The organism is Rhodoferax saidenbachensis, assembly GCF_031457975.1.
GTDB classification, from domain to species: domain Bacteria; phylum Pseudomonadota; class Gammaproteobacteria; order Burkholderiales; family Burkholderiaceae_C; genus Allorhodoferax; species Allorhodoferax saidenbachensis_A.
The window spans coordinates 151,250-171,431 of the sequence record NZ_JAVDXO010000003.1 but is presented as its reverse complement, the minus strand read 5'-3'; the positions used below and the strand labels follow the sequence as shown (position 1 = coordinate 171,431).

The window sequence follows — 20,182 nt, the reverse complement described above, 5'->3', positions numbered from 1 at the left end:
TTCACGGGCTTGCCGCTCAGCCCAGCTTGATGGCGACAGGAGCACCCGTGAGGTAACCCACCGCAGCACCAAAGCGGTTTTTGTAGTTGGCGCGCACCAGCGGGTCCAACGTGGCCTGCACCTTGCCGTGCAGCGCGGGCAGCCAGTCACCAGGGTGCTGGAAGTTGGTGGTGATGTAGGTCCAACCATTCAGGTCGTCCACCACACCCAGGCCCGTCGCTTCGGCACCCGAAGGCATGGACATCAGGCGGCTGAGCTGCTTGGTGTCCACGTTGTAGGCCCAGACAAAGTTGTTCACGTGGGTGCTGCTGTCCTCGCCAATGAACAGCGTACGCAGCTTCTCGGAGAACTTCAGGTTGTCGGGGTTGGACACCAGGTCGGGGTTGGCACGGTTGCCCAGCGCATCGGGCGCAATGTCTTCACCCACCAGCAGCGCGCGGGTCAGCGAGGGCACCCAGTCGCTCTTGATGGCGGCACCGGTCTGGTCGTTCTGGCCGGCACTCAGGGTATGGGCCATCACGCCACCGGCAATCAGCGGCTTGTCCAGCGCAATGCCGCTGGCTGCGTTCCAGCCCTTGCCGGTTTTCACCATGGAGTCCTGGATGTTCTGCAGCGCAGAGTAGGCAATCTTGTCTTTGATGTTGACAGTAGTGCCTTCCATCTTGGTGAAGCCCATGCTGCCGCCCATGAGGTAGGCGTAGCGCTGGGTTTCCAGGAAGGCGGCTGCCTTTTCCATGCCGGGCTTGACCTTGACCCAGTTGGCCGCGCCGTTGTAAAAAATCTTGGTGAAGCTGGCGTCATTAGGATCCGTCTTGCGCACGTCCATGATGTCCGTAGGCTTGAGCTTGTTGGCGAGTTTTTCAATCTCGTCGCTAGTCGCATGGCCCAGCTTGATCCAGCTGAGTTTGGTACCGGGTGCGGCAGGGTCGATGGAGAAGCCCTCGCCCAGCTTGGCCACATACAAGGTGCCGGCGGACAGGGTCTTTTCCTTGTCGGCCACGAACATGAACAGGCCGCTGTTGGTCGCATCGTTGCCCATCAGCGCGGTGCGGTTGTCGGGCATGACCTGGATCAGCTCGTGCGAGAGACGACCCATGCAGTAGTGCTTGACCAAGGTGCCCGTGCCGTCGGGGTTCACGGTCACTTCAGGCTGGTGCCCATAGTGGTAGGGGTTGGCGATGCTTTCTTCACCAAACAGGTTTTTGCTGAAGGATTTGAACACCTTGTTCTCGGCCACGAAGAAGGCATCGGGTTCGTACTCTTCGCTGGACAAGTGCGTGCCCCAGGGGGACAGGCTGGAGCCACAGGTGATCCACAGACCTTGCGCCTGCGAGGTGTCCACGTTGTGGTATTTCACCAGCGTGAGCTTGCCGGTGGCAGGGTCTTGGTCCAGTGTCAGCACGGCAATGGGGGATGGCAATGTGCCGTAGGCGTCGGCACCGCTCTGGTCGGCATTGGTGTACTCAAATTGCACCACGGCAAACACAGCCTTGCCCTTGATGCCCTTGACGGTGGTGGTGGGCAGTTGCAGCAGCGAGGTGCCGTCCGGACAGTCCGAGAAAAACTGGCGCTCTTTGCCGGGTACCGAGGTGTCGATGATGGGCTTGTTCAGAATGTCCACATAGCCGCCAGCCAGCATGGTGCCGCCATTGCCGTCAGGCACGCGGTCGCCTGTGATGAAGAACGGCTCGTAGGCCAGCTTGTAGGCACGGGTGCTACCGTCTTGCAAGGTCACTTGCAGGCTGGACGCCACGGTGGTGGTCGCCATGGCGGCAGGGTTGGCCAGCGAAGGGGCTGCCATGGCACTGAAAGCGGCAGAGGCAAATGGCGCGCTCGATCCGGCGGCGCTGGTGGTGGCGCAACCACCCAAGAGGGAGCTGGAGGCCAGCGCGCCCAATGGCAGCATGGGGGCCGTGGCCAGGAATTTGAGCGCCGAGCGGCGGGTGGTCAAAGGGGTGTGCGACATGAAAGGCTTCCGTTCGAGGGTGGACAAACAGAGCGCATCCTAGAAACCCAATGTGACAGTTTGGTGAACAAACCGTGGCAAGCCGCCAAACCGATCGCTAGACCGTGGGCTTGAGTTTGAGGCAACTGCCTTCGCTCACCCGCTTGGCGCCAGCTTTCTCACGCGCCTCGCCGGTGGCCTCGCACATGAAGATCAGGCCGTAGTACATGCGGCGCCAGTACACATCGTCGCCCGGGGCGTCTTTTTGCATGTTGGCAATGAACAGCGTTTCGATCTGGTGCAGCACGTCCTTGCGTTGGGCCGGGGTCCAGTCCTGCTGCAGAGGCTGTTCCATGAACAGGCGCTCCAGCTCGGGCACGCTGCGGCTGTGGCCCCACAGCGCGGGGGTTGAGGCCAGCACCACTTTTTCATTCAACACCATGCTGATCAGCATGGAACGGTACAGGCACTCTCGCGAATCGGGATGGAAACTGTCCGCACGGGCTTTGATGGACAGCAATTGGTTGGCAATGACTGACGGCGCCATGTACTTGACGTTGCGAGCCTGCTGTTCCAGCTGGGCCACGGTCATGCGCGTCATCGGGGTGTCGTAGACGGCCAGCTGCACGCATTCGGGCATCTCGCCGGTGGAGGAAGCGGCAACAGTCGGGGCCGTGGCGACAGGGGTGGCCATCGCAGGAGCGGGAGTAACCGCCACTTTGCCAGGGGGCTGTACCGCTGGTTTGACAGGCAATGACGCGGGGGCCACTACAGGCGCGGCAGCTACGGCCGCGGCAGCCGGCTGCACCACGGGCGCGCGGGCACTGCGTTGGTCCAGCGCCACCCACAGCGCGGTGCTGGCCAGCCCCACCGCCAACACGCCCACCGCAATGGCCGCCCAGGCGCTGGCGCGAATCTGCAAAAAGGTTTTACGCCCAGGGCGCGGCAGTTGCACCGGCTCGCGGGCGGACACGTCCGATCCGCTGAACATGGCGCGTGGCCGCCGCGGCACCGCCACGGGTACGCCCCACCACAGGGGCGACTGCAGGCCACGCAGCGCGGCCACCAGGGCCTGCATGCTGAGAAACCGCTCTTCTGGAGCCTTGGCACAGGCCTGGGCAATCACGGCGTCCAGCGCCGGATAATCGCGCAGCGGCTGCACCTCGATGAGCGTGGGCACCGGGTCGTGGAGCTGCGCCCACAGCAGCTGCGAGGTACTGTCACGGGTAAAGGCCTCGCGCCCGCTCAATGCCTCGAACAGCACCAGGCCCAATGCATACACATCCGCGCGGGCATCGATGGTGCCTGCAGAAATCTGCTCCGGCGCCATGTAGCGCGGCGTTCCGGCCACACTGCCGTCCGCCGTGAGCTGGGTGCCCACCCCGTCCATCAGGCGGGCAATGCCAAAGTCCAGCACCTTCACGTGCAGACCCGCCAGATCACGGCGCACGCGGATGTTCTCGGGTTTGATATCCCGGTGCACCACGCCCTTGGCATGGGCAAAGGCCAGCACCTCGGCCACCTTGCACGTGAGCGTGATGGCGTCGTCAAACGAGAGCGCGCCTTCCCGGTCCAGCAAGGTGGAGAGGTCGTCGCCCTCCACGTACTCAAAGGCCAGGTAGAGCTGGCCGTCGACATCGGTGCCGGTGTCCAGCAACTGGGCTGCACCGGGATGGTTTACCTCCAGGTTCAGCGCCGCCTCGCGCTCGAAGCGCTTGCGCAGTTGCGGGTCGTCCGATAAATGGGCAGGCAAAAACTTCAGCGCCACCTGGTTGCCCACGCCGATTTGCTTGGCCAGGTACACCGCCCCCATGCCGCCATTGCCGATCTTGCGCAGCAACTGGTAACGCCCCGCTACCACCTGCAGGGACGGGCGGGAGGGAGACCGGGCGAAATCGCTCATGCGCAAAACGGTCGCTTACAGTGCGTAATCGCGCTCCACACGCGCAATGCGGGTCTTGAACGCGGCGTACCACTTCTCGTGGCCCAGTTGTTGCGCCACCTGGTGTTCGGCATTGGCCTTCCAAGCGCGGATGGATTCCAGGTCGGTCCAGTACGACACGGTGATGCCCACGCCATCGCGCGCAGACTCCACGCCCAGAAAACCCGGCTGCTGGGCAACCAGCGCCACCATCTTCTCGGCCATGTCGCCATAGCCCTCGTCCACGGCGGTGCGCAGACTGGTGAAGATGACCGCGTAGTACGGCGCGGGTGGGGTGTTGGCAATGTCCAGGCTCATGGGATGCTTTCTGAAAGTTCAGTGTTCAAGGAACCGGTGTGAGTTTGGCCACACTGAGCGCCAGCCACTTGGTGCCGTGACGCGGGAAGTTGATCTGCGCGCGCGCGTCGTCGCCCGCACCTTCCAGCGTGAGCACCGTACCCTCGCCAAATTTGGTGTGGAAGACCTTCTGGCCCTTGCGCAGGCCGGTAGGCTCTTCCTTGCGGGGTACTTCCTTCTGCGGCGCAGAATAAGTGCCAAACTGGCCTGTAGCCCCCGTAGAATATGCACGGCCAGCTCCTGAATTTGTAGCGTACCCGCCGCCGCCCCAACTGCTGCCAAAACCGCCACCCGCCAGCATGGGCTGCTGCTTGGGTGTCAGGTACTTCAGGCACTCTTCCGGCAGTTCGTCAAAGAAGCGGCTCTTGAGGTTGAAACGCGTCTGCCCGTGCAGCATGCGGGTTTGTGAATGGCTCAGGTACAGGCGCTTGCGTGCACGCGTAATGGCCACATAGGCCAGTCGCCGCTCTTCCTCCAGCCCGTCGTGGTCGCTCATGGAGTTCTCGTGCGGGAACAGGCCCTCTTCCATGCCGGTGATAAACACACAGTCAAACTCCAGGCCCTTGGAGCTGTGCACGGTCATGAGCTGGATCGCGTCCTGTCCCGCAGCGGCCATGTTGTCACCGGCCTCCAGCGCCGCGTGGGTGAGGAAGGCTTGCAGGGGAGAGAGGGTTTCGCCGGTGTCGCCAAATTCATCGGGCACAGCGTCCAGCGCTGCACCGCTGAGGCCCTGGCTGGCGGGGCTTTGTGTCAGTGCCTCGGGTGAACTCACCAGCGCAGTCATGCCGGGTGCCTCGCGGCCAAAGCCTTCCTGCATCACGAAGCTCTCGGCAGCGTTGACCAGTTCGTCCAAGTTCTCCACGCGGTCTTCGCCTTCGCGCTCGTTGCGGTAGTGCTCCAGCAGGCCACTGTTCTCCAGCATCAGCTTGATGATGTCCTTCAGGTTCAGGCCGGCGGTCTGCTCGCGCAGCACGTCCAGCTTGGCCACAAAACCCGCAATCACGGCGCCGGGCCGCCCGCTCAGCGTGCTCACCGCATCGTGCAGCGAGCAACCCGTGGCCTTGGCCAGGTCCTGCAACTGCTCAATACTACGCGTGCCAATACCACGCGCCGGAAAGTTCACCACGCGCAGAAAGCTGGTGTCATCGTTGGGATTCTCCAGCAGGCGCAGGTAGGCCAGCGCATGCTTGATTTCGGCGCGCTCAAAGAAGCGCAGGCCACCGTACACGCGGTACGGAATGGCCGCGTTGAACAACGTGGTTTCAATCACCCGGCTCTGCGCATTGCTGCGGTAGAGCACCGCAATTTCTTTGCGCTCCACATCGTCCCGGATGAGTTGCTTCATCTCATCCACCATCCACTGCGCTTCCAGAAAATCGCTGGGTGCCTCGTACACGCGCACCGGTTCGCCTGCGCCCTGCACCGTGCGCAGGTTCTTGCCCAGGCGGCGGCTGTTGTGGCTGATCAGCGCATTGGCGCTGTCCAGGATGTTGCTGTAACTGCGGTAATTCTCTTCCAGCTTGATTTGCCGCTGCACGGCAAACTCGCGCACAAAGTCCGTCATGTTGCCCACGCGTGCACCGCGAAAGGCGTAGATGCTCTGGTCGTCATCGCCCACGGCCAACACGGCGCCTCCGCCGCCATTCAGCAGGCCATCGCTGCCCTGCCCCGCAATCATCTTGATCCACGCGTACTGCAGCTTGTTGGTGTCCTGAAACTCGTCGATCAGGATGTGGCGAAAGCGCCGTTGGTAGTGCTCACGAATCGCCGTGTTGTCACGCAGCAATTCGTAAGAGCGCAGCATCAGTTCGCCAAAGTCCACCACGCCTTCGCGCTGGCATTGCTCTTCGTAGAGCTGGTAGACCTCGACCTTCTTGCGTGTGTCCGGGTCGCTGGCCACCACGTCCTTGGGGCGCAAACCCTCTTCCTTGCAGTTACCGATGAACCAGCCCAACTGTTTGGGCGGAAAGCGCTCCGTGTCGATGTCGTACTGCTTGCACAGGCGTTTGATGGCACTGAGCTGGTCCTGCGTGTCCAGAATCTGGAAGGCCTGCGGCAGGCCCGCATTCTTGTAGTGCGCACGCAGGAAACGATTGCACAGGCCGTGGAAGGTGCCAATCCACATGCCATTCACATTCACCGGCAGCATGGCAGACAGGCGCGTCTTCATTTCCTTGGCCGCCTTGTTGGTAAAGGTGACCGCCAGAATGCCGCCGGGTGACACGTAGCCGTTCTGCAGCAGCCAGGCAATGCGCGTGGTCAGCACCCGGGTCTTGCCCGAACCGGCCCCCGCCAGGATGAGTGCGTGCTCGGCTGGCAGCGTCACGGCGGCCAGTTGCTCGGGGTTGAGGTTGTGTAGCAGGGGGGAGGTGTTGCCAGGGGCGGCGAGGGAATGCATGCCCCGATTGTAGAAAGGCGCAGCGCGCCGCCTGTTTGGCACCCATATAAAAAACCATATACCGCCCTGCCCCCAACCCGCCTAGAATCAAGCACCGGGCCCAAGCAATTGGCACCCGGTTTTTTTTATGGCCGGTGTCAGTCCAAGCGCCCAGTGTTTTTGAACCTGAAAAACTTTGGATAGGAGCTTGGGCCATGGAAATTTTTGACTACGACAACATCCTCTTGCTGCCCCGCAAATGCCGGGTGGAGAGCCGTTCCGAATGCGATGCCAGCGTCGAGCTGGGCAGCCGCAAATTCCGCCTCCCCGCCGTCCCCGCCAACATGAAGACCGTGGTGGACGAGTCCATCTGCGAATGGCTGGCACAGAACGGCTATTTCTACGTGATGCACCGCTTTGACCTGGACAACGTGCAGTTCACCCAGGCCATGCACGCCAAGGGCCTGTTTGCGTCCATCTCGCTGGGCGTCAAAAAACCCGACTACGCCACCGTGGACCAGCTGGTGGCGCTGGGCGTCACGCCCGAGTACATCACCATCGACATCGCCCATGGCCACGCCGACAGCGTGCGCGACATGATCATCTACCTGAAGAAGCACCTGCCGGGCAGCTTCGTCATTGCCGGCAATGTGGCCACGCCCGAGGCCGTGATCGACCTGGAAAACTGGGGCGCGGATGCAACCAAGGTGGGCGTGGGCCCGGGCAAGGTCTGCATCACCAAGCTCAAGACCGGCTTTGGCACGGGCGGCTGGCAACTCAGCGCGCTGAAATGGTGTGCCCGCGTGGCCACCAAGCCCATCATTGCCGACGGCGGCATCCGCAGCCATGGCGACATTGCCAAGAGCATCCGTTTTGGCGCCAGCATGGTGATGATTGGTTCGCTGTTTGCAGGCCACGAAGAATCGCCCGGCAAGACCGTGGAAGTGGATGGCGCGCTGTTCAAGGAGTACTACGGCTCGGCCAGCGACTTCAACAAGGGCGAATACAAACACGTGGAAGGCAAGCGCATCTTGGAGCCCATCAAGGGCAAGCTGGCCGAGACGCTGGTGGAGATGGAGCAAGACGTGCAAAGCTCCATCAGCTATGCAGGCGGCAAAAAACTCATGGACATCCGCAAGGTCAACTACGTGACGCTGGGCGGTGACAACGCGGGCGAGCATTTGCTGATGTAAGCCGTGGGCCACAGGCTGTCAGGGATTCGACAGCCTTTGAATACCCCCTGACACCCGCCTTGCGGCGGGTGGCGCTATTCTTGTGCCGAGGAGCACAAGAGTCACCATGAAAATAGCATTACTCGGCATCGGCCTCATGGGCCTGCCCATGGGTCGCCGCCTGTGTGAGGCCGGGCATTCGGTTCACGTGTGGAACCGCACCCGGCACAAAGCCGAGCAACTGGCACCCTTGGGCGCTACCGTGCACACCACCCCCGCCCAGGCCGTCAAAGACGCCGAGCTGGTCATCCTCATGCTGGACCATGGCGGTGTGGTGGGCCACGTGCTGTTCGACCTGGGAGCAGCAGCCGCAATTGCGCCCGGCACCCTGCTGGTAGACATGTCATCCATCAAGCCCATCGAGGCAAAAGACCACGCCGCTCGTTTGAGCGAATTGGGCGTGGAATACCTGGATGCGCCGGTCTCAGGTGGCACCGTGGGTGCAGAGCAAGGCACGCTGGCCATCATGGTGGGCGGCAAGGCGGGCAATTTTGAACGTGCGGTGCCGGTGCTCAAGGTGTTTGGTCGCCCCACCCACGTGGGCCCCATTGGCTCCGGCCAACTCACCAAACTGGCCAACCAGATGATTGTGGGCGCCACCATTGGCGTGGTGGCCGAGGCCCTGCTGCTGTGCGAGCGCGGTGGTGCCGACATGGGCAAGGTGAAGGAAGCCATCACTGGCGGTTTTGCCGACAGCCGCATCTTGCAGGTGCACGGCCAACGCATGGTGGACCGCGACTTTGCGCCGCGCGCCCGCATGACCGTACAGATCAAGGACCTGCGCAACGCGCTGGCCACCGCCAGCGAAGTGGGTTTTGATGCGCCCATCACCGCCCTGTTTGAGCAGCTCTACGCCCAGGGCATAGACCACGGCCTGGCCGACCTGGACCATGCGGGGCTGTTTGTGGAGCTGGCCAGCCGCAACGGCATGGCCTGACAAACGTCCATCATTCAGACGAAAAAAAGGCCTCTTACGAGGCCTTTTTTGTGGGACTGATCGGGTGTGATCAGTCGGTGTTGCGTGCGGGGCGCTTCTTGGCGTCACGGGGCACGAACACCTTGCCACCGTTGCCGGGCTTGGCAAAGCCGGTAGGCTTGCCGAAGGCAGGCTTGCGGGCCGCAAAGTCACCACGGGGAGCGCCAAAGTCACCGCGAGGGGCACCGAAATCGCCACGTGGGGCTTGGAAGTCACCACGAGGTTGGAAGTCGCCACGGGGAGGACGTGCGTCACCGCGGGGAGCACCTTGGCCGGCAAAGCGGTCGTTAAAACCACCCTTGCGTTCGTAGCTGAAGCCTTCGCGGGAAGCGCCACCGAAGTCACGTGCGCTGTGGCCGAAATCACGGGGAGCACCAGCGGGTGGGCGTCCACCGAAGCCGCCGCCATTGCCGCGGTTGCCACCAAAGCCACCTTCGCGGGGGCCGTTGCTGAATTTGCGATCACGGTCGCCGCCGAAGCCGCCGCCTGGATTGGCACGACCCGCAAAGCTGGGGCGTGACTCTGGCGCACGCTGCTGCGGCTCCAGGCCAGGAATCGTTTCAGCCTTGATGGGCTGGCGTGTGTAGGCTTCGATATCGAAAATCTTGCGGCGGTCACGCATTTCGGCAAACGTGATGGCCAGGCCATCGCGCCCGGCACGGCCAGTACGGCCAATGCGATGGGTGTAGTCCTCAGCCTTCATGGGCAGGCCAAAGTTGAACACGTGGGTGATGGTGGGCACGTCGATACCACGGGCAGCCACATCGGTTGCCACCAGGATCTGGACCTGGCCTTGGCGCAGGGCCATCAGGCGGCGGTTGCGCAGCCCCTGGCTCAGGGCACCGTGCAGGGCCACAGCGTCAAAGCCGTCTTGCTGCAGGTCGTTGGCCAAGCCATCGCACTCGATCTGGGTGCTGGCAAACACGATAGCCTGGTTGATACCAGTGTCGCGCAACCAGTGGTCCAGCAGCTTGCGTTTGTGCTGGGCGTTGTCGGCCCAGTGCAGCACTTGCTTGATGTTGACGTGTTTTTCTTGGGGGTTATCGATGGTCACGCGCTGGGGTTCGCGCATCACGCGGGCAGCGAGCTGCTGGATGCGAGGTGCAAAGGTCGCACTGAACATCATGGTTTGCTTGCGGTCGATGGTCAGCTGGTTGATTTCAGCCAGGTCATCGGAGAAGCCCAGGTCCAACATGCGGTCGGCTTCGTCCACCACTAGGAACTGGACTTGGTCCAGTTTGATTTGCATGGAGCGTTGCAGATCCAGCAGACGGCCGGGCGTGGCAACCACCAGATTGGCGTTTTGCAACTTGGCGATTTGCAACTGGTAAGGCATGCCGCCCACGATGTTGGCCACGCGCAGACCGCGGCAGTGTTGCACCAGGTCGATAGCGTCGTGCGCTACTTGTTGGGCCAGTTCACGGGTGGGGCAAACGATCAGGGCGCCGGGGGTGGGGGCCTTGAAGTTGCGGGCATTGGTGGGGTCCTTGCGCTTGGGGCGCTTGGGGGCGGGCTCACCTTTTTCCAGGGCCTCAGCGGTCAGGCGCTCAAACTCTGCGCGTTCGTCGGCTTCGGCTTGCGCCATCTGGGTCAGCAGGGTGTGCAACACGGGCAACAGGAAGGCGGCAGTCTTGCCGCTACCGGTCTGGCTGGAAACCATCAAGTCGATGAACTTGGCGGCTTGACCCTTGGATACATCGGAGCCCATGGCCAAAGGAATGGCCTTCTTTTGCACCACGGTCGGTTGCGTGTAGCCCAGGTCTTTACAGGCTTGCACCAGCTCAGGGGCCAGGCCCAGTTCAACGAAACCGTTGGGGGCTTCGACGGTTTCTACCGCGTCAGCAGCGTCCAGTTCGGCAGCTTCGCCGGTGGACTCCACGGTGTTTGCGGGCATGGAAATGTTTTCGGCAGGCGCGAATTCGCCTGTCACTTCAAAAGCGTCAGTCATATTTTTTCTCACACGCGAGCGCCGCAGGTTGTGCGACTGCTCCGTCAATGGTTAAAAAACATCAACCATCAAACGGAACCTGCTCTGCCCCGCCGTGGGGGTATCAGTGCTGGGGGCGTATATCGCTTGTTAAAAAGCGAGCCCGGTGAATGAAGGGAGATGTGCAAAATTCGCGGGCCGCCAACTGCGTTACCTGCGAAGCCTTCGATTATTACACGGATTCGGGTTTCTACCTAATCCAATTTCAAAAAGTGCGTTCGGTAGTGCACCAGCTCGTCAATCGACTCGTGCACATCGGCCAGCGCCGTGTGTTTTTGCTGTTTCTTAAACGACTCGGCCACGCCGGGCTTCCAGCGCTTGGCCAGCTCCTTGAGCGTGCTCACGTCCAGGTTACGGTAGTGGAAGAAGGCCTCCAGCTTGGGCATGTACTTCACCAGGAAGCGGCGGTCCTGGCCGATGCTGTTGCCGCACATGGGAGAACCGCCGGTCGGCACGTACTGGCTGAGGAAGGCGATGAGCTGTGCTTCGGCTTCGGCTTCGGTGGTAGTGGACGCCTTGACCTTGTCGATCAAGCCGCTCTTGCCATGGGTGCCTTTGTTCCAGGCGTCCATCTTGTCAAGCTGCGCGTCGGTCTGGTGGATCACCAGTACCGGGCCTTCTATGCGAACGACCAGATCCGGGTCGGTCACGATGACGGCGATTTCGATGACGCGGTCCACCTCGGGCTCCAAGCCGGTCATTTCGCAGTCCAGCCAGACGAGGTTTTTATCAGATTTTGCCAATACGGCGCTTGTGGGGGTGTTGGATTCAGCCATGCCGCCATTGTCGCCGATGGCCTAAACTCTGGCGCCATGACCGATGCTTCTCTTGCTGCCTCTTCCTCCATCCTGATGACGGCGGCTTTTGTCGTGGCCCTGCTGGCCAGCGTGCTGCTCAAGTTCTGGCTGGCCACACGCCAGGTGCGCCATGTGGCCCAGCACCGTGACACCGTGCCCCCCGCCTTTAGCGCGCAAATCAGCCTGGAAGCCCATCACAAGGCCGCCGACTACACCATCGCCCAAGGGCGGCTGGGCCTGCTGGAACTGGCCTTTGGCACCGCGGTAACGCTGGGCTGGACGCTGCTGGGGGGCCTGTCTTGGCTCAACCAAACCCTGCTGCTGTGGATGGCGCCCGGCGTGCTACAACAAGTCGCCCTGCTGGCCGCGTTCATGGTGATCGGCTCGGTGCTGGACCTGCCCTTCACGCTGTACCGCACCTTTGTGCTGGAGCAGCGTTTTGGCTTCAACAAGACCACGCCAAAGCTCTGGTTGCAGGACTTGCTCAAGTCCACCCTGGTGGGTGCAGTGATTGGCCTGCCCATTGCCGCCCTCGTGGTCTGGATGATGGGCGCCACCGGTGCCTACTGGTGGGTCTGGACCTGGGGCGTGTGGATGGGCTTCAATCTGCTCATGCTGCTGGTCTACCCCACCTGGATTGCGCCGCTGTTCAACCAGTTCAAACCACTGGACGATGTGGCATTGAAAGACCGGGTGTCGGCACTGATGGCCCGTTGCGGCTTCACCTCCAAGGGCTTTTACGTGATGGATGGCAGCAAGCGCAGCGCGCATGCCAATGCCTACTTCACCGGTTTTGGCGCCTCCAAGCGCGTGGTGTTTTACGACACCCTGCTGGCGCAGCTGAGCCCGGCCGAGGTGGACGCCGTGCTGGCGCATGAGCTGGGGCACTTCAAGCACAAGCACATCGTCAAACGCATGGCGTCGCTGTTTGGCCTGAGCCTGCTGGGCTTTGCGCTCTTGGGCTGGGTCAGCCAGCAGGTCTGGTTCTATACCGGCCTGGGCGTGGTGCCCAGCATGACGGGCGCCAACGACGCGTTGGCCCTGCTGCTATTCATGATGGTGCTGCCGCTGTTGGGCAGCTTTGTCGGCCCGGTGTTTGCGCAGCTGTCGCGCAAACACGAATTCGAAGCCGATGCTTACGCCGTGGCCCACACCAGCGGCGCCGACTTGTCCTCGGCCCTGCTCAAGCTTTACAAGGACAATGCCTCCACGCTGACGCCCGACCCGGTGTACGTGAAGTTCTACTACTCGCACCCTCCTGCCTCCGAGCGCCTGGGCCGCATGCTCCCCCCTGCTGCAGGAACCTGATATGACCCAAGATATAGAGCAAAAATCGCCTCCAGCCCCCGTCCGCACTGCGCTGACAGCTACACAAATCATAGCGAGCCTGACCAAGGTGAACGGTTGGAAATTGCATGGCGACGGCGCCGATGTGGCCATCGAAAAAACCTACCGCTTCGACAACTTCCTCAAAACCATGTCGTTTGTGAACGCCGTAGCCTATATGGCCGAGCAGCAGGACCACCACCCCGAACTGCTGGTGACCTACGGCAGCTGCAGCGTGCGTTTCAACACGCACGACGTGCATGGTGTGTCGCGCTCCGACTTCGAATGCGCCGCGCTGGTTGACGCGCTGCTGGCGTCTTAGGCCACCGCTTTGGCTGCGCCCCAACTGGAACCCGGAATCGTCGTGGCAGGCCACGGCCGCCACGTGTGGGTGGAGACACCCGATGGCCGCCGCCTGATTTGCCACCCACGCGGCAAGAAAAGCCAGACCGTGGTCGGCGACCAAGTACTGTGGCAGGCCACGCAGGACGAGGGCACGATCGAAAAGGTGCTGCCGCGTCGCAACCTGTTTTACCGCCAGGACGAAATCCGCACCAAGTCGTTCGCCGCCAACCTGGACCAGGTGCTGATCCTCATTGCGGCCGAGCCCGAGTTTTCCGAAAGCCAGCTCAGCCGCGCGCTGATCGCCGCCGAGGCCGAGAAGATCCGCCCCATCATCGCGCTGAACAAAAGTGATTTGACCGAGCCCTTTGGCCGCGCATGGGAGCGCATGGGCGCCTACCGCGAGATGGGCTACCAGGTGGTCCCTCTCGCCCTCAAGCCCAAGGCCGATGGCATCATCGCCACCGAACTGGACGCGCTGATGCCGCTGATGCAGGGCAAGACGACGCTGGTGCTTGGGCCGTCTGGCTCGGGGAAGAGCACACTGATTAACCGCTTGATTCCCAACGCGCAGGTGCTGACCAACGAAATCTCCACCGCGCTGAACTCCGGCAAACACACCACCACCAGCACCAACCTGTATTGGGTGGACGCGGCCAGGACGACGGCCGTGATTGACTCACCGGGGTTTCAGGAATTTGGGCTCAACCACATCGACCCCATGCACTTGGCCAGCCTGATGCCTGACATCAAGGCACACGCCCAAGAGTGCAAGTTCTACAACTGCAGCCATCTGCATGAGCCGGGATGCGGTGTGATTTCAAAGGTCAAAGAGGGCACCAGCCCTCATGGAATCGGCGCACATCGCTACAAAATCTATAGCGACCTGTTCTCCGAGCTATCGCAGAAGCGCTACTGATCAGCCCAGCAGGCGGGCCAGCGACAGCAGCGCCAGGAACACCATCCACATCACCACAGTGCGCCATACCAGGCCCACCACGGCCCGCAAGTGGGCGGGCTCGGGCACTTGACCGCTGGCCGCAGGGTCATCTTGGCCCAGCCGCACATTCACGGCGCCGGCAGTGGCCGCCAACACCACACCATCGTTGTCCAGCGGGTGCACCGCTTCGTGGCGGCGCCAGCTGTCCACGGCCTCTTCAAAGCTGCCCACAAAAGCAAAGCTCAGTGCGGTCACACGCGAAGGCAACCAGTCCACCAGCGCCCAGGCACGCGCGGCCTGGTCACGCACAGCGTCGCTCACCGGGGGCAGCTCGGGCCGCGTGGGCCGCTTGGCAAACACCGAGATGTATTCGCTGACGCGGTAGAACACCGCGCCCGCAGGGCCCAAGCCCAGAGCGGCGAACAGCGAATACCAGGCAAACACACCAAACACATGGCGGTGCGCGCTGAGCACCGAGTACTCGATCACGTGGCGCACGATCTCGCTGCGCGGCAGCGCGCTGGCATCAATGCGCATCCAGCCCGCCAGCGCTTCGCGCGCCGCGGCTTCGTCACCGGCATCCAGCGCATCGCGGATCTGGGTGAAATGGTGACTGAACTGCCGAAACCCCAAGGTGGCGTACAGGATGGCCACGTTCCACACCACCGCAAACGCCCAGCCCAATTGCCAGACCAACAACCAGTGCACACCCAGCACCAGCAATGACGGGCCAGACACTGCCAAGGACCACGCCAACCAGCCATGCTGGGGCTTGCCCGCGTCAAAATTGCGCATCACCCAGCGCACCCAGTTGCGCACGCTGTTATGCACCGGATTGATCTGGGGCAAGGGCTTGGCCTGTTCCAACAACAAGGCCAACAAAATGGAGATAAAACTCATGCGGCAATCATAGCGACCTGACCAACGCCGCCCCGCCCCCTGACCAGCCCTGGCACGGCTAGAGCAGCAAAAATTGGTACAGATTGCGCAGCATGCCCGCAGTGGCACCCCAGATAAAGCGCTGATGCGCGCCATCCTGGTACGGCATGGAGAGCCAATGGCGGCGTGCGCCCTCCCACTCCACCACATGGTGCCGGTGGTGGGCAGGATCCATGAGGTACGAGAGTGGTACTTCAAACGCATCAGCCACCTCGTCGGCATTCAGTGTCAGAACCATGCCGGGGTGCACCAATGCCACCACCGGGGTCACCACATACGCGCTGCCCGTGGTGTAGGTGGGCATGCTGCCAATCACCTCCACATGACTGGGATCCAAGCCAATCTCTTCCTGCGCCTCGCGCAATGCCGTGGCCACGGCATCTATATCCTCCGGGTCGGCCTTGCCACCAGGAAACGCAACCTGCCCGGAATGGCTGGACAAATGCGCCGTGCGCTGGGTCAACAACACGGTGAGCCGCTCGTCGCGCATCACCAAGGGGATCAACACCGACGCGTGGGCTGGGGCCCGGCTAGAAAATTTGGGTTCGGTATGGAACTGGGGCGACCAGGCAGGTGGATGGGCAAAGCGCAGCCGCAATGCGGCACTCTGCAGCGCCTGCGGAGCCACGGCCGGCAGATGGTGGTCTGTGCTGACGACAGGTACCAGACTGGGATCAAACAGGGAAGGGACAGTCACACGAAATCATACCCATCACACAACAACAATAGGCCAGTTCGAACGGCCATGAAAAAAGCCGCCGCAGACAATGCTGGGGCGGCTTTCTTGCCAAAAAACAGTGCGTTGAATTACGCGGCTGTCTTCTTTGCTGGCAGTTTTTCCTTGATACGAGCCGACTTGCCGCTGCGGTCGCGCAGGTAGTACAGCTTGGCACGGCGCACGTCACCACGGCGCTTGACTTCGATGCTGGCGATCAGAGGGCTGTAGGTTTGGAATGTACGTTCCACGCCTTCGCCGCTGGAGATCTTGCGCACGATGAAGCCGCTGTTCAGGCCGCGATTGCGCTTGGCGATCACAACACCTTCGTAAGCCTGCACGCGCTTGCGTGTGCCTTCAACAACGTTCACGCTCACCACCACGGTGTCACCGGGGGCGAATTCTGGGATGGTTTTACCCAGGCGAGCAATTTCTTCTTGCTCAAGAGTTTGGATCAGGTTCATGATTTCCTTCGTGATCTTGCAAGCGCCGGCACCGGAATTGGTACCAACCACAGCCTTCCCAAAGAAGCGTGGCCTGGCCGAGCAGAGGATCGGTTAGCCCACCATTATAGCAAGCTCAGGACTTGCCAGCCAAATACTGCTCGTCGCGCTTGTCCAGCAAGCCTTGCTGGCGCGCAGTATTTAGCAAATCGGGGCGGTGCTGCGCAGTCAGCGCCAGGCGCTGCTCGCGTCGCCAGCGCTCGATCTGCTCATGGTGGCCGGACATTAAAACGGCAGGCACGGGCAACTCTGACCAGGTTTCCGGGCGGGTGTAATGCGGGCAGTCCAGCAAACCATCGAGCGCCGGGTTGAAGCTGTCCTGGTGGTGGCTGTCAGCGTCGCTCAACACACCGGGCTGCAGGCGTGCAATGGCATCCAGCATGGCCATGGCCGCGACCTCACCACCCGACAGCACAAAGTCGCCCAAGCTAATTTGCCCATCGACGTAGCGGTCGATAAAGCGTTGGTCGATACCTTCGTAGCGGCCACACACCAGAATGGCGCCTTCACTAGCGGACCAGCGCTCCACGGTGGCATGATTCAGGGCCTGGCCAATCGGGGAAAACAGCAGCACGGGCGCGTTGTCATCGCGGCTGGCGCGTATGGCCTGCACCGCTTTTTCCAGCGGCTCCGCCATCATCACCATACCGGGGCCGCCGCCAAAGGGCCGATCGTCCACGCGGCGGTAGTTGCCGCTGGCAAAGTCACGGGGGTTGGTCAGTTGCACCTGCACCTGACCGGTCTCGTAAGCGCGGCGGGTGATGCCTATCTTGAGAAAGGGTTCAAACAGCTCGGGAAACAGCGTGATGACATCAAAGCGCATGCGCTTGTCGCTCAGTAGTCAGCAAGCCAGTCCACACGGATACGCTTGGCCGCCAGGTCCACGTCGTCCACATAGGCGGAGACGAACGGAATCATGCGCTCCTGAGGTTTGCCGTCCAGTTGGTACTCGATGACCAACACGGTTTGTGGCCCGGTGGACAGCAGTTCGCGCACGATGCCCAATTCTTCGTCCTGGCGATTGACTACGTTCAGGCCAATCAGGTCAACCCAGTAGTACTCGTCTTTGGCGGCGGTGGGAAAGCTGGCGCGAGAAATAAAGATGCGCGCACCACGCAAAGCCTCAGCGGCATTGCGGTCATCAACATCAATGGCACTGGCCACCACGGTGTCTGAGTGTTCTTTGACTTCCTTCACGGCCAGTTGCACCGTACCGGTAAAGGTTTTGACACCTTTTTCAGTCGGCAACAGAAACCAGCGCTTGGAAGAAAAAAGCGCCTCGGGGTCGGCGCTGTAGGGCAGGACTTTGAACCAGCCCTTGATTCCCCACGCATCTGCGATGCGCCCTACTTCAATGGCGTCCGCTGGCAGTTCAGCAGCTTCGAGGCCAGCGAGCATGGTTTGGGGGCAATGGTGTCGGTCAGGCAGCTTACACCGCGTGACCGACAAAACCAATTAGGCTGCTTTTTTAGCAGCTTGGTTGATCAGGCGTTCCACGGTGGGAGACGCTTGGGCGCCAACGCCCTTCCAGTACGTCAAGCGATCCTGGGCGATGCGGATGCTTTCTTCGTTGGCGGTAGCGATAGGGTTGTAAAAACCGATACGCTCAATGAAGCGGCCGTCACGACGGGTGCGCTTGTCAGCAACAACAATATTGAAAAACGGGCGAGCTTTTGCACCGCCACGGGCGAGTCGAATGACGACCATGATTTATCCTTTGGGTGACTGAAAAAGATTCAGCCATTAAATTCAAAGTTGAGACACGCAACTGACCACCCGGCCAGTGACACTCTGAATAGCTCTCCATTATAACGTTTTCCATCTTCATGACAAAAATTCGCCCCAGCACCGATGCCGACGTGAGCGCCATGACCGCCATTTACGCCCACCACGTACTCCATGGCACCGGTACTTTTGAGATCACGCCCCCCACAGAAACCGACATGGCAGGGCGCCGGGCCGATGTGCTCGCCAAAGGATTGCCCTACTTGGTGCTGGAAGATGCCACCGGGGTCATCGGCTTTGCCTACTGCAATTGGTTCAAGCCCCGCCCGGCCTACCGCTTCTCAGCCGAAGACTCGATTTACCTGGCACCGGCGGCCGCAGGCCGTGGCTTGGGCCGCCTGCTGTTGCAGGAGTTGATGGCCCAGGCCGAACGCGCCGGAGTCCGTAAATTGATTGCCGTGATCGGCGACTCTGGCAACCAGGGCTCCATCGGCGTGCACCGCAGCTGCGGCTTCCAACAAGTCGGTGTGCTGACCGCATGTGGCTGGAAGTTCGAGCGCTGGCTGGACGTGGTGCTAATGGAACGCTTCATCGGCGCAGGCAACAGCACCCCTGCTGCGAACGTGGCTGCATGAAAAACAAAACGCTGGCCGTGTGGCTGACTTTCTTGCTGGGTGCCCTGGGCCTGCACCGCTGGTACCTGTTGGAGCGTTACGACGCGCTGGCTCGCCTGCTACCCATTCCAACACTGCTGGGTGCGTATGGGGTATGGCGCGCACGCAGCCTGGGTGTGGACGATCTGTGGAGCTGGCTGCTGATTCCCATGCTGGGCTTTACCCTGGCCGGGTGCGCGCTGAACGCCATCGTCTACGGGCTGATGGCACCAGAAAAGTGGAACCAACGCTTCAATGCGCAGGCCCCGGTCGACGCGCCGGCCGGCGCCACCAACTGGGTCACCATTCTGGGCGTTGGTGCCGCGCTGGCCGTGGGCACCACGGTGCTGATGGCCAGCATTGCCTTCAGCTTTCAACGCTACTTTGAATACCAGATGGAGGATGCCCAGTCGCTGTCGCAACCGGCACCGCTTAAAAAATCTGCAGGCTGACCCAGTAGGCAATTGCGGCCACAAACGCGGCAGCAGGAATGGTCAGCACCCAGGCCCACACAATGTTGCCCGCCACGCCCCAGCGCACCGCGCTGGCGCGTTGGGTGGAGCCCACGCCGACGATCGCACCCGTGATGGTGTGCGTGGTCGACACGGGCACACCCAGCGCCGTGGCCAGAAACAATGTCAAGGCCCCGCCGGTTTCGGCGCAGAAGCCTCCCACGGGCTTGAGCTTGGTGATTTTTTGGCCCATGGTTTTCACAATGCGCCAGCCACCAAACATGGTGCCTGCGCCAATGGCCATGTAGCAGGAGATGATGACCCATGAGGGTGGCGACTTGTCTTCTGCGGCCACATACCCTGTTGCAATCAACATCATCCAGATGATGCCAATGGTCTTCTGCGCATCGTTGCCGCCGTGGCCCAGGCTGTAGGCGCCAGCCGACAGCAGCTGCAAGCGGCGGAACCACTTGTCAATGCGGGATGGCCGAGCACGCCGGAACACCCAGGCCACCAGCACCATCATCATCGACCCCAGGACGAAACCCAGCAAAGGCGAGATGAAGATGAACGCCACGGTTTTCAAAATGCCCTCGGACACCAGCGCACTAGCGCCGGACTTGGCAATCACCGCGCCGACGATGCCACCGATCAGCGCGTGCGACGACGAGCTTGGGATGCCGTAAATCCAGGTGATCACGTTCCAGGAAATTGCTCCGACAAGCGCCCCAAACACCACGTGCACGTCCACCACACCAGGCTGCACAATGCCTTTGCCAACCGTGGCGGCCACACTCAGGTGGAAGATAAAAATGGCAATCAGGTTAAAAAAAGCGGCGAACAGCACCGCCTGGCCTGGCTTGAGCACGCCGGTGGAAACCACGGTCGCAATCGAGTTCGCTGCATCATGAAACCCATTCATAAAGTCGAACATGATGGCCAGCGCCACCAGCAACATCACCACCCACAGGGCTGCCTGTACGTTTTGCATAACT

Annotated in this window: 20 protein-coding genes; 7 read left to right on the top strand and 13 right to left on the bottom strand. The window is 61.6% G+C overall.

The genetic code is table 11. The annotated features are described in order from the left end of the window. Positions 1-16: 16 nt before the first annotated feature. The 4 genes from J2X15_RS08825 to J2X15_RS08810 form a co-directional block, all read right to left on the bottom strand. Positions 17-1,966 (bottom strand): PhoX family protein, encoded by a 1,950-nt coding sequence (locus J2X15_RS08825; protein ID WP_310341645.1) that lies wholly within the window; start codon positions 1,964-1,966, stop codon positions 17-19. Positions 1,967-2,063: 97 nt separating this feature from the next. Then, positions 2,064-3,848 carry a serine/threonine protein kinase gene (locus J2X15_RS08820; protein WP_310341644.1) on the bottom strand — a complete coding sequence of 595 codons (1,785 nt, stop codon included), beginning with the start codon at positions 3,846-3,848 and terminating at the stop codon, positions 2,064-2,066. Between the two features lie 15 nt (positions 3,849-3,863). Further along, positions 3,864-4,178 (bottom strand): antibiotic biosynthesis monooxygenase family protein, encoded by a 315-nt coding sequence (locus J2X15_RS08815; protein ID WP_409034268.1) that lies wholly within the window; start codon positions 4,176-4,178, stop codon positions 3,864-3,866. 31 nt (positions 4,179-4,209) lie between these two features. Then, positions 4,210-6,621: a UvrD-helicase domain-containing protein gene (locus J2X15_RS08810; RefSeq protein WP_310341639.1), complete on the bottom strand. Its 2,412-nt coding sequence runs from the start codon at positions 6,619-6,621 to the stop codon at positions 4,210-4,212. A gap of 194 nt (positions 6,622-6,815) precedes the next feature. Here J2X15_RS08810 and J2X15_RS08805 point away from each other — a divergent pair, with 194 nt between their 5' ends. Both J2X15_RS08805 and J2X15_RS08800 read left to right on the top strand, forming a co-directional pair. Next, the gene (locus tag J2X15_RS08805; RefSeq protein ID WP_310341637.1) at positions 6,816-7,793 is read left to right on the top strand and encodes a GMP reductase; all 978 of its coding nucleotides are present in this window, start codon (positions 6,816-6,818) and stop codon (positions 7,791-7,793) included. A gap of 106 nt (positions 7,794-7,899) precedes the next feature. Then, positions 7,900-8,769 (top strand): NAD(P)-dependent oxidoreductase, encoded by an 870-nt coding sequence (locus J2X15_RS08800; protein ID WP_310341633.1) that lies wholly within the window; start codon positions 7,900-7,902, stop codon positions 8,767-8,769. Positions 8,770-8,839: 70 nt separating this feature from the next. On the opposite strand, the gene J2X15_RS08795 is transcribed toward J2X15_RS08800, so the two are convergent. Both J2X15_RS08795 and orn read right to left on the bottom strand, forming a co-directional pair. Continuing rightward, positions 8,840-10,756, bottom strand: coding sequence for a DEAD/DEAH box helicase (locus J2X15_RS08795; protein WP_310341629.1), 1,917 nt, complete (start codon positions 10,754-10,756; stop codon positions 8,840-8,842). Positions 10,757-10,989: 233 nt separating this feature from the next. After that, positions 10,990-11,571, bottom strand: coding sequence for an oligoribonuclease (gene orn / locus J2X15_RS08790; RefSeq protein WP_310341628.1), 582 nt, complete (start codon positions 11,569-11,571; stop codon positions 10,990-10,992). 36 nt (positions 11,572-11,607) lie between these two features. Between orn and J2X15_RS08785 the strand changes: the two genes are divergently transcribed. Genes J2X15_RS08785 through rsgA form a run of 3 tightly spaced genes read left to right on the top strand, consistent with a single transcriptional unit; the run spans position 11,608 to position 14,179 of the window. Then, the gene (locus J2X15_RS08785; protein ID WP_310341626.1) at positions 11,608-12,900 is read left to right on the top strand and encodes a M48 family metallopeptidase; all 1,293 of its coding nucleotides are present in this window, start codon (positions 11,608-11,610) and stop codon (positions 12,898-12,900) included. 1 nt (position 12,901) lies between these two features. Beyond that, complete coding sequence (locus tag J2X15_RS08780) at positions 12,902-13,240, top strand: 4a-hydroxytetrahydrobiopterin dehydratase (RefSeq protein ID WP_310341624.1); 339 nt, start codon at positions 12,902-12,904, stop codon at positions 13,238-13,240. Positions 13,241-13,249: 9 nt separating this feature from the next. Further along, positions 13,250-14,179 (top strand): ribosome small subunit-dependent GTPase A, encoded by a 930-nt coding sequence (gene rsgA, locus J2X15_RS08775; RefSeq protein ID WP_310341622.1) that lies wholly within the window; start codon positions 13,250-13,252, stop codon positions 14,177-14,179. On the opposite strand, the gene J2X15_RS08770 is transcribed toward rsgA, so the two are convergent. The 6 genes from J2X15_RS08770 to rpsP form a co-directional block, all read right to left on the bottom strand. Beyond that, positions 14,180-15,100, bottom strand: coding sequence for a CobD/CbiB family protein (locus tag J2X15_RS08770; protein ID WP_310341620.1), 921 nt, complete (start codon positions 15,098-15,100; stop codon positions 14,180-14,182). 58 nt (positions 15,101-15,158) lie between these two features. After that, positions 15,159-15,836, bottom strand: a complete 678-nt coding sequence (locus J2X15_RS08765; RefSeq protein WP_310341618.1) for a CoA pyrophosphatase — start codon at positions 15,834-15,836, stop codon at positions 15,159-15,161. A 110-nt stretch (positions 15,837-15,946) separates the two neighbouring features. Then, positions 15,947-16,318: a 50S ribosomal protein L19 gene (gene rplS / locus J2X15_RS08760; RefSeq protein ID WP_105260385.1), complete on the bottom strand. Its 372-nt coding sequence runs from the start codon at positions 16,316-16,318 to the stop codon at positions 15,947-15,949. A 115-nt stretch (positions 16,319-16,433) separates the two neighbouring features. After that, the gene (trmD, locus tag J2X15_RS08755; RefSeq protein WP_310341615.1) at positions 16,434-17,180 is read right to left on the bottom strand and encodes a tRNA (guanosine(37)-N1)-methyltransferase TrmD; all 747 of its coding nucleotides are present in this window, start codon (positions 17,178-17,180) and stop codon (positions 16,434-16,436) included. Positions 17,181-17,191: 11 nt separating this feature from the next. Continuing rightward, positions 17,192-17,755 (bottom strand): ribosome maturation factor RimM, encoded by a 564-nt coding sequence (gene rimM, locus J2X15_RS08750; RefSeq protein ID WP_310341614.1) that lies wholly within the window; start codon positions 17,753-17,755, stop codon positions 17,192-17,194. A gap of 57 nt (positions 17,756-17,812) precedes the next feature. Further along, the gene (rpsP, locus tag J2X15_RS08745; RefSeq protein ID WP_310341612.1) at positions 17,813-18,064 is read right to left on the bottom strand and encodes a 30S ribosomal protein S16; all 252 of its coding nucleotides are present in this window, start codon (positions 18,062-18,064) and stop codon (positions 17,813-17,815) included. A gap of 119 nt (positions 18,065-18,183) precedes the next feature. On the opposite strand from rpsP, the gene J2X15_RS08740 reads away from it, so the two are divergent. Both J2X15_RS08740 and J2X15_RS08735 read left to right on the top strand, forming a co-directional pair. Continuing rightward, entirely contained in the window at positions 18,184-18,717 is a 534-nt protein-coding gene (locus J2X15_RS08740) for a GNAT family N-acetyltransferase (RefSeq protein WP_310341610.1), read from the top strand. Beyond that, on the top strand, positions 18,714-19,187 hold the full coding sequence (locus J2X15_RS08735) for a TM2 domain-containing protein (RefSeq protein WP_310341609.1): 474 nt from the start codon (positions 18,714-18,716) through the stop codon (positions 19,185-19,187). Before J2X15_RS08740 ends, J2X15_RS08735 begins: the two co-directional genes overlap by 4 nt. Here the strand turns inward: J2X15_RS08735 and J2X15_RS08730 are convergent. Then, complete coding sequence (locus J2X15_RS08730) at positions 19,168-20,178, bottom strand: inorganic phosphate transporter (RefSeq protein WP_310341607.1); 1,011 nt, start codon at positions 20,176-20,178, stop codon at positions 19,168-19,170. The two genes, J2X15_RS08735 and J2X15_RS08730, sit on opposite strands and share 20 nt — an antisense overlap. Positions 20,179-20,182: the final 4 nt, after the last annotated feature.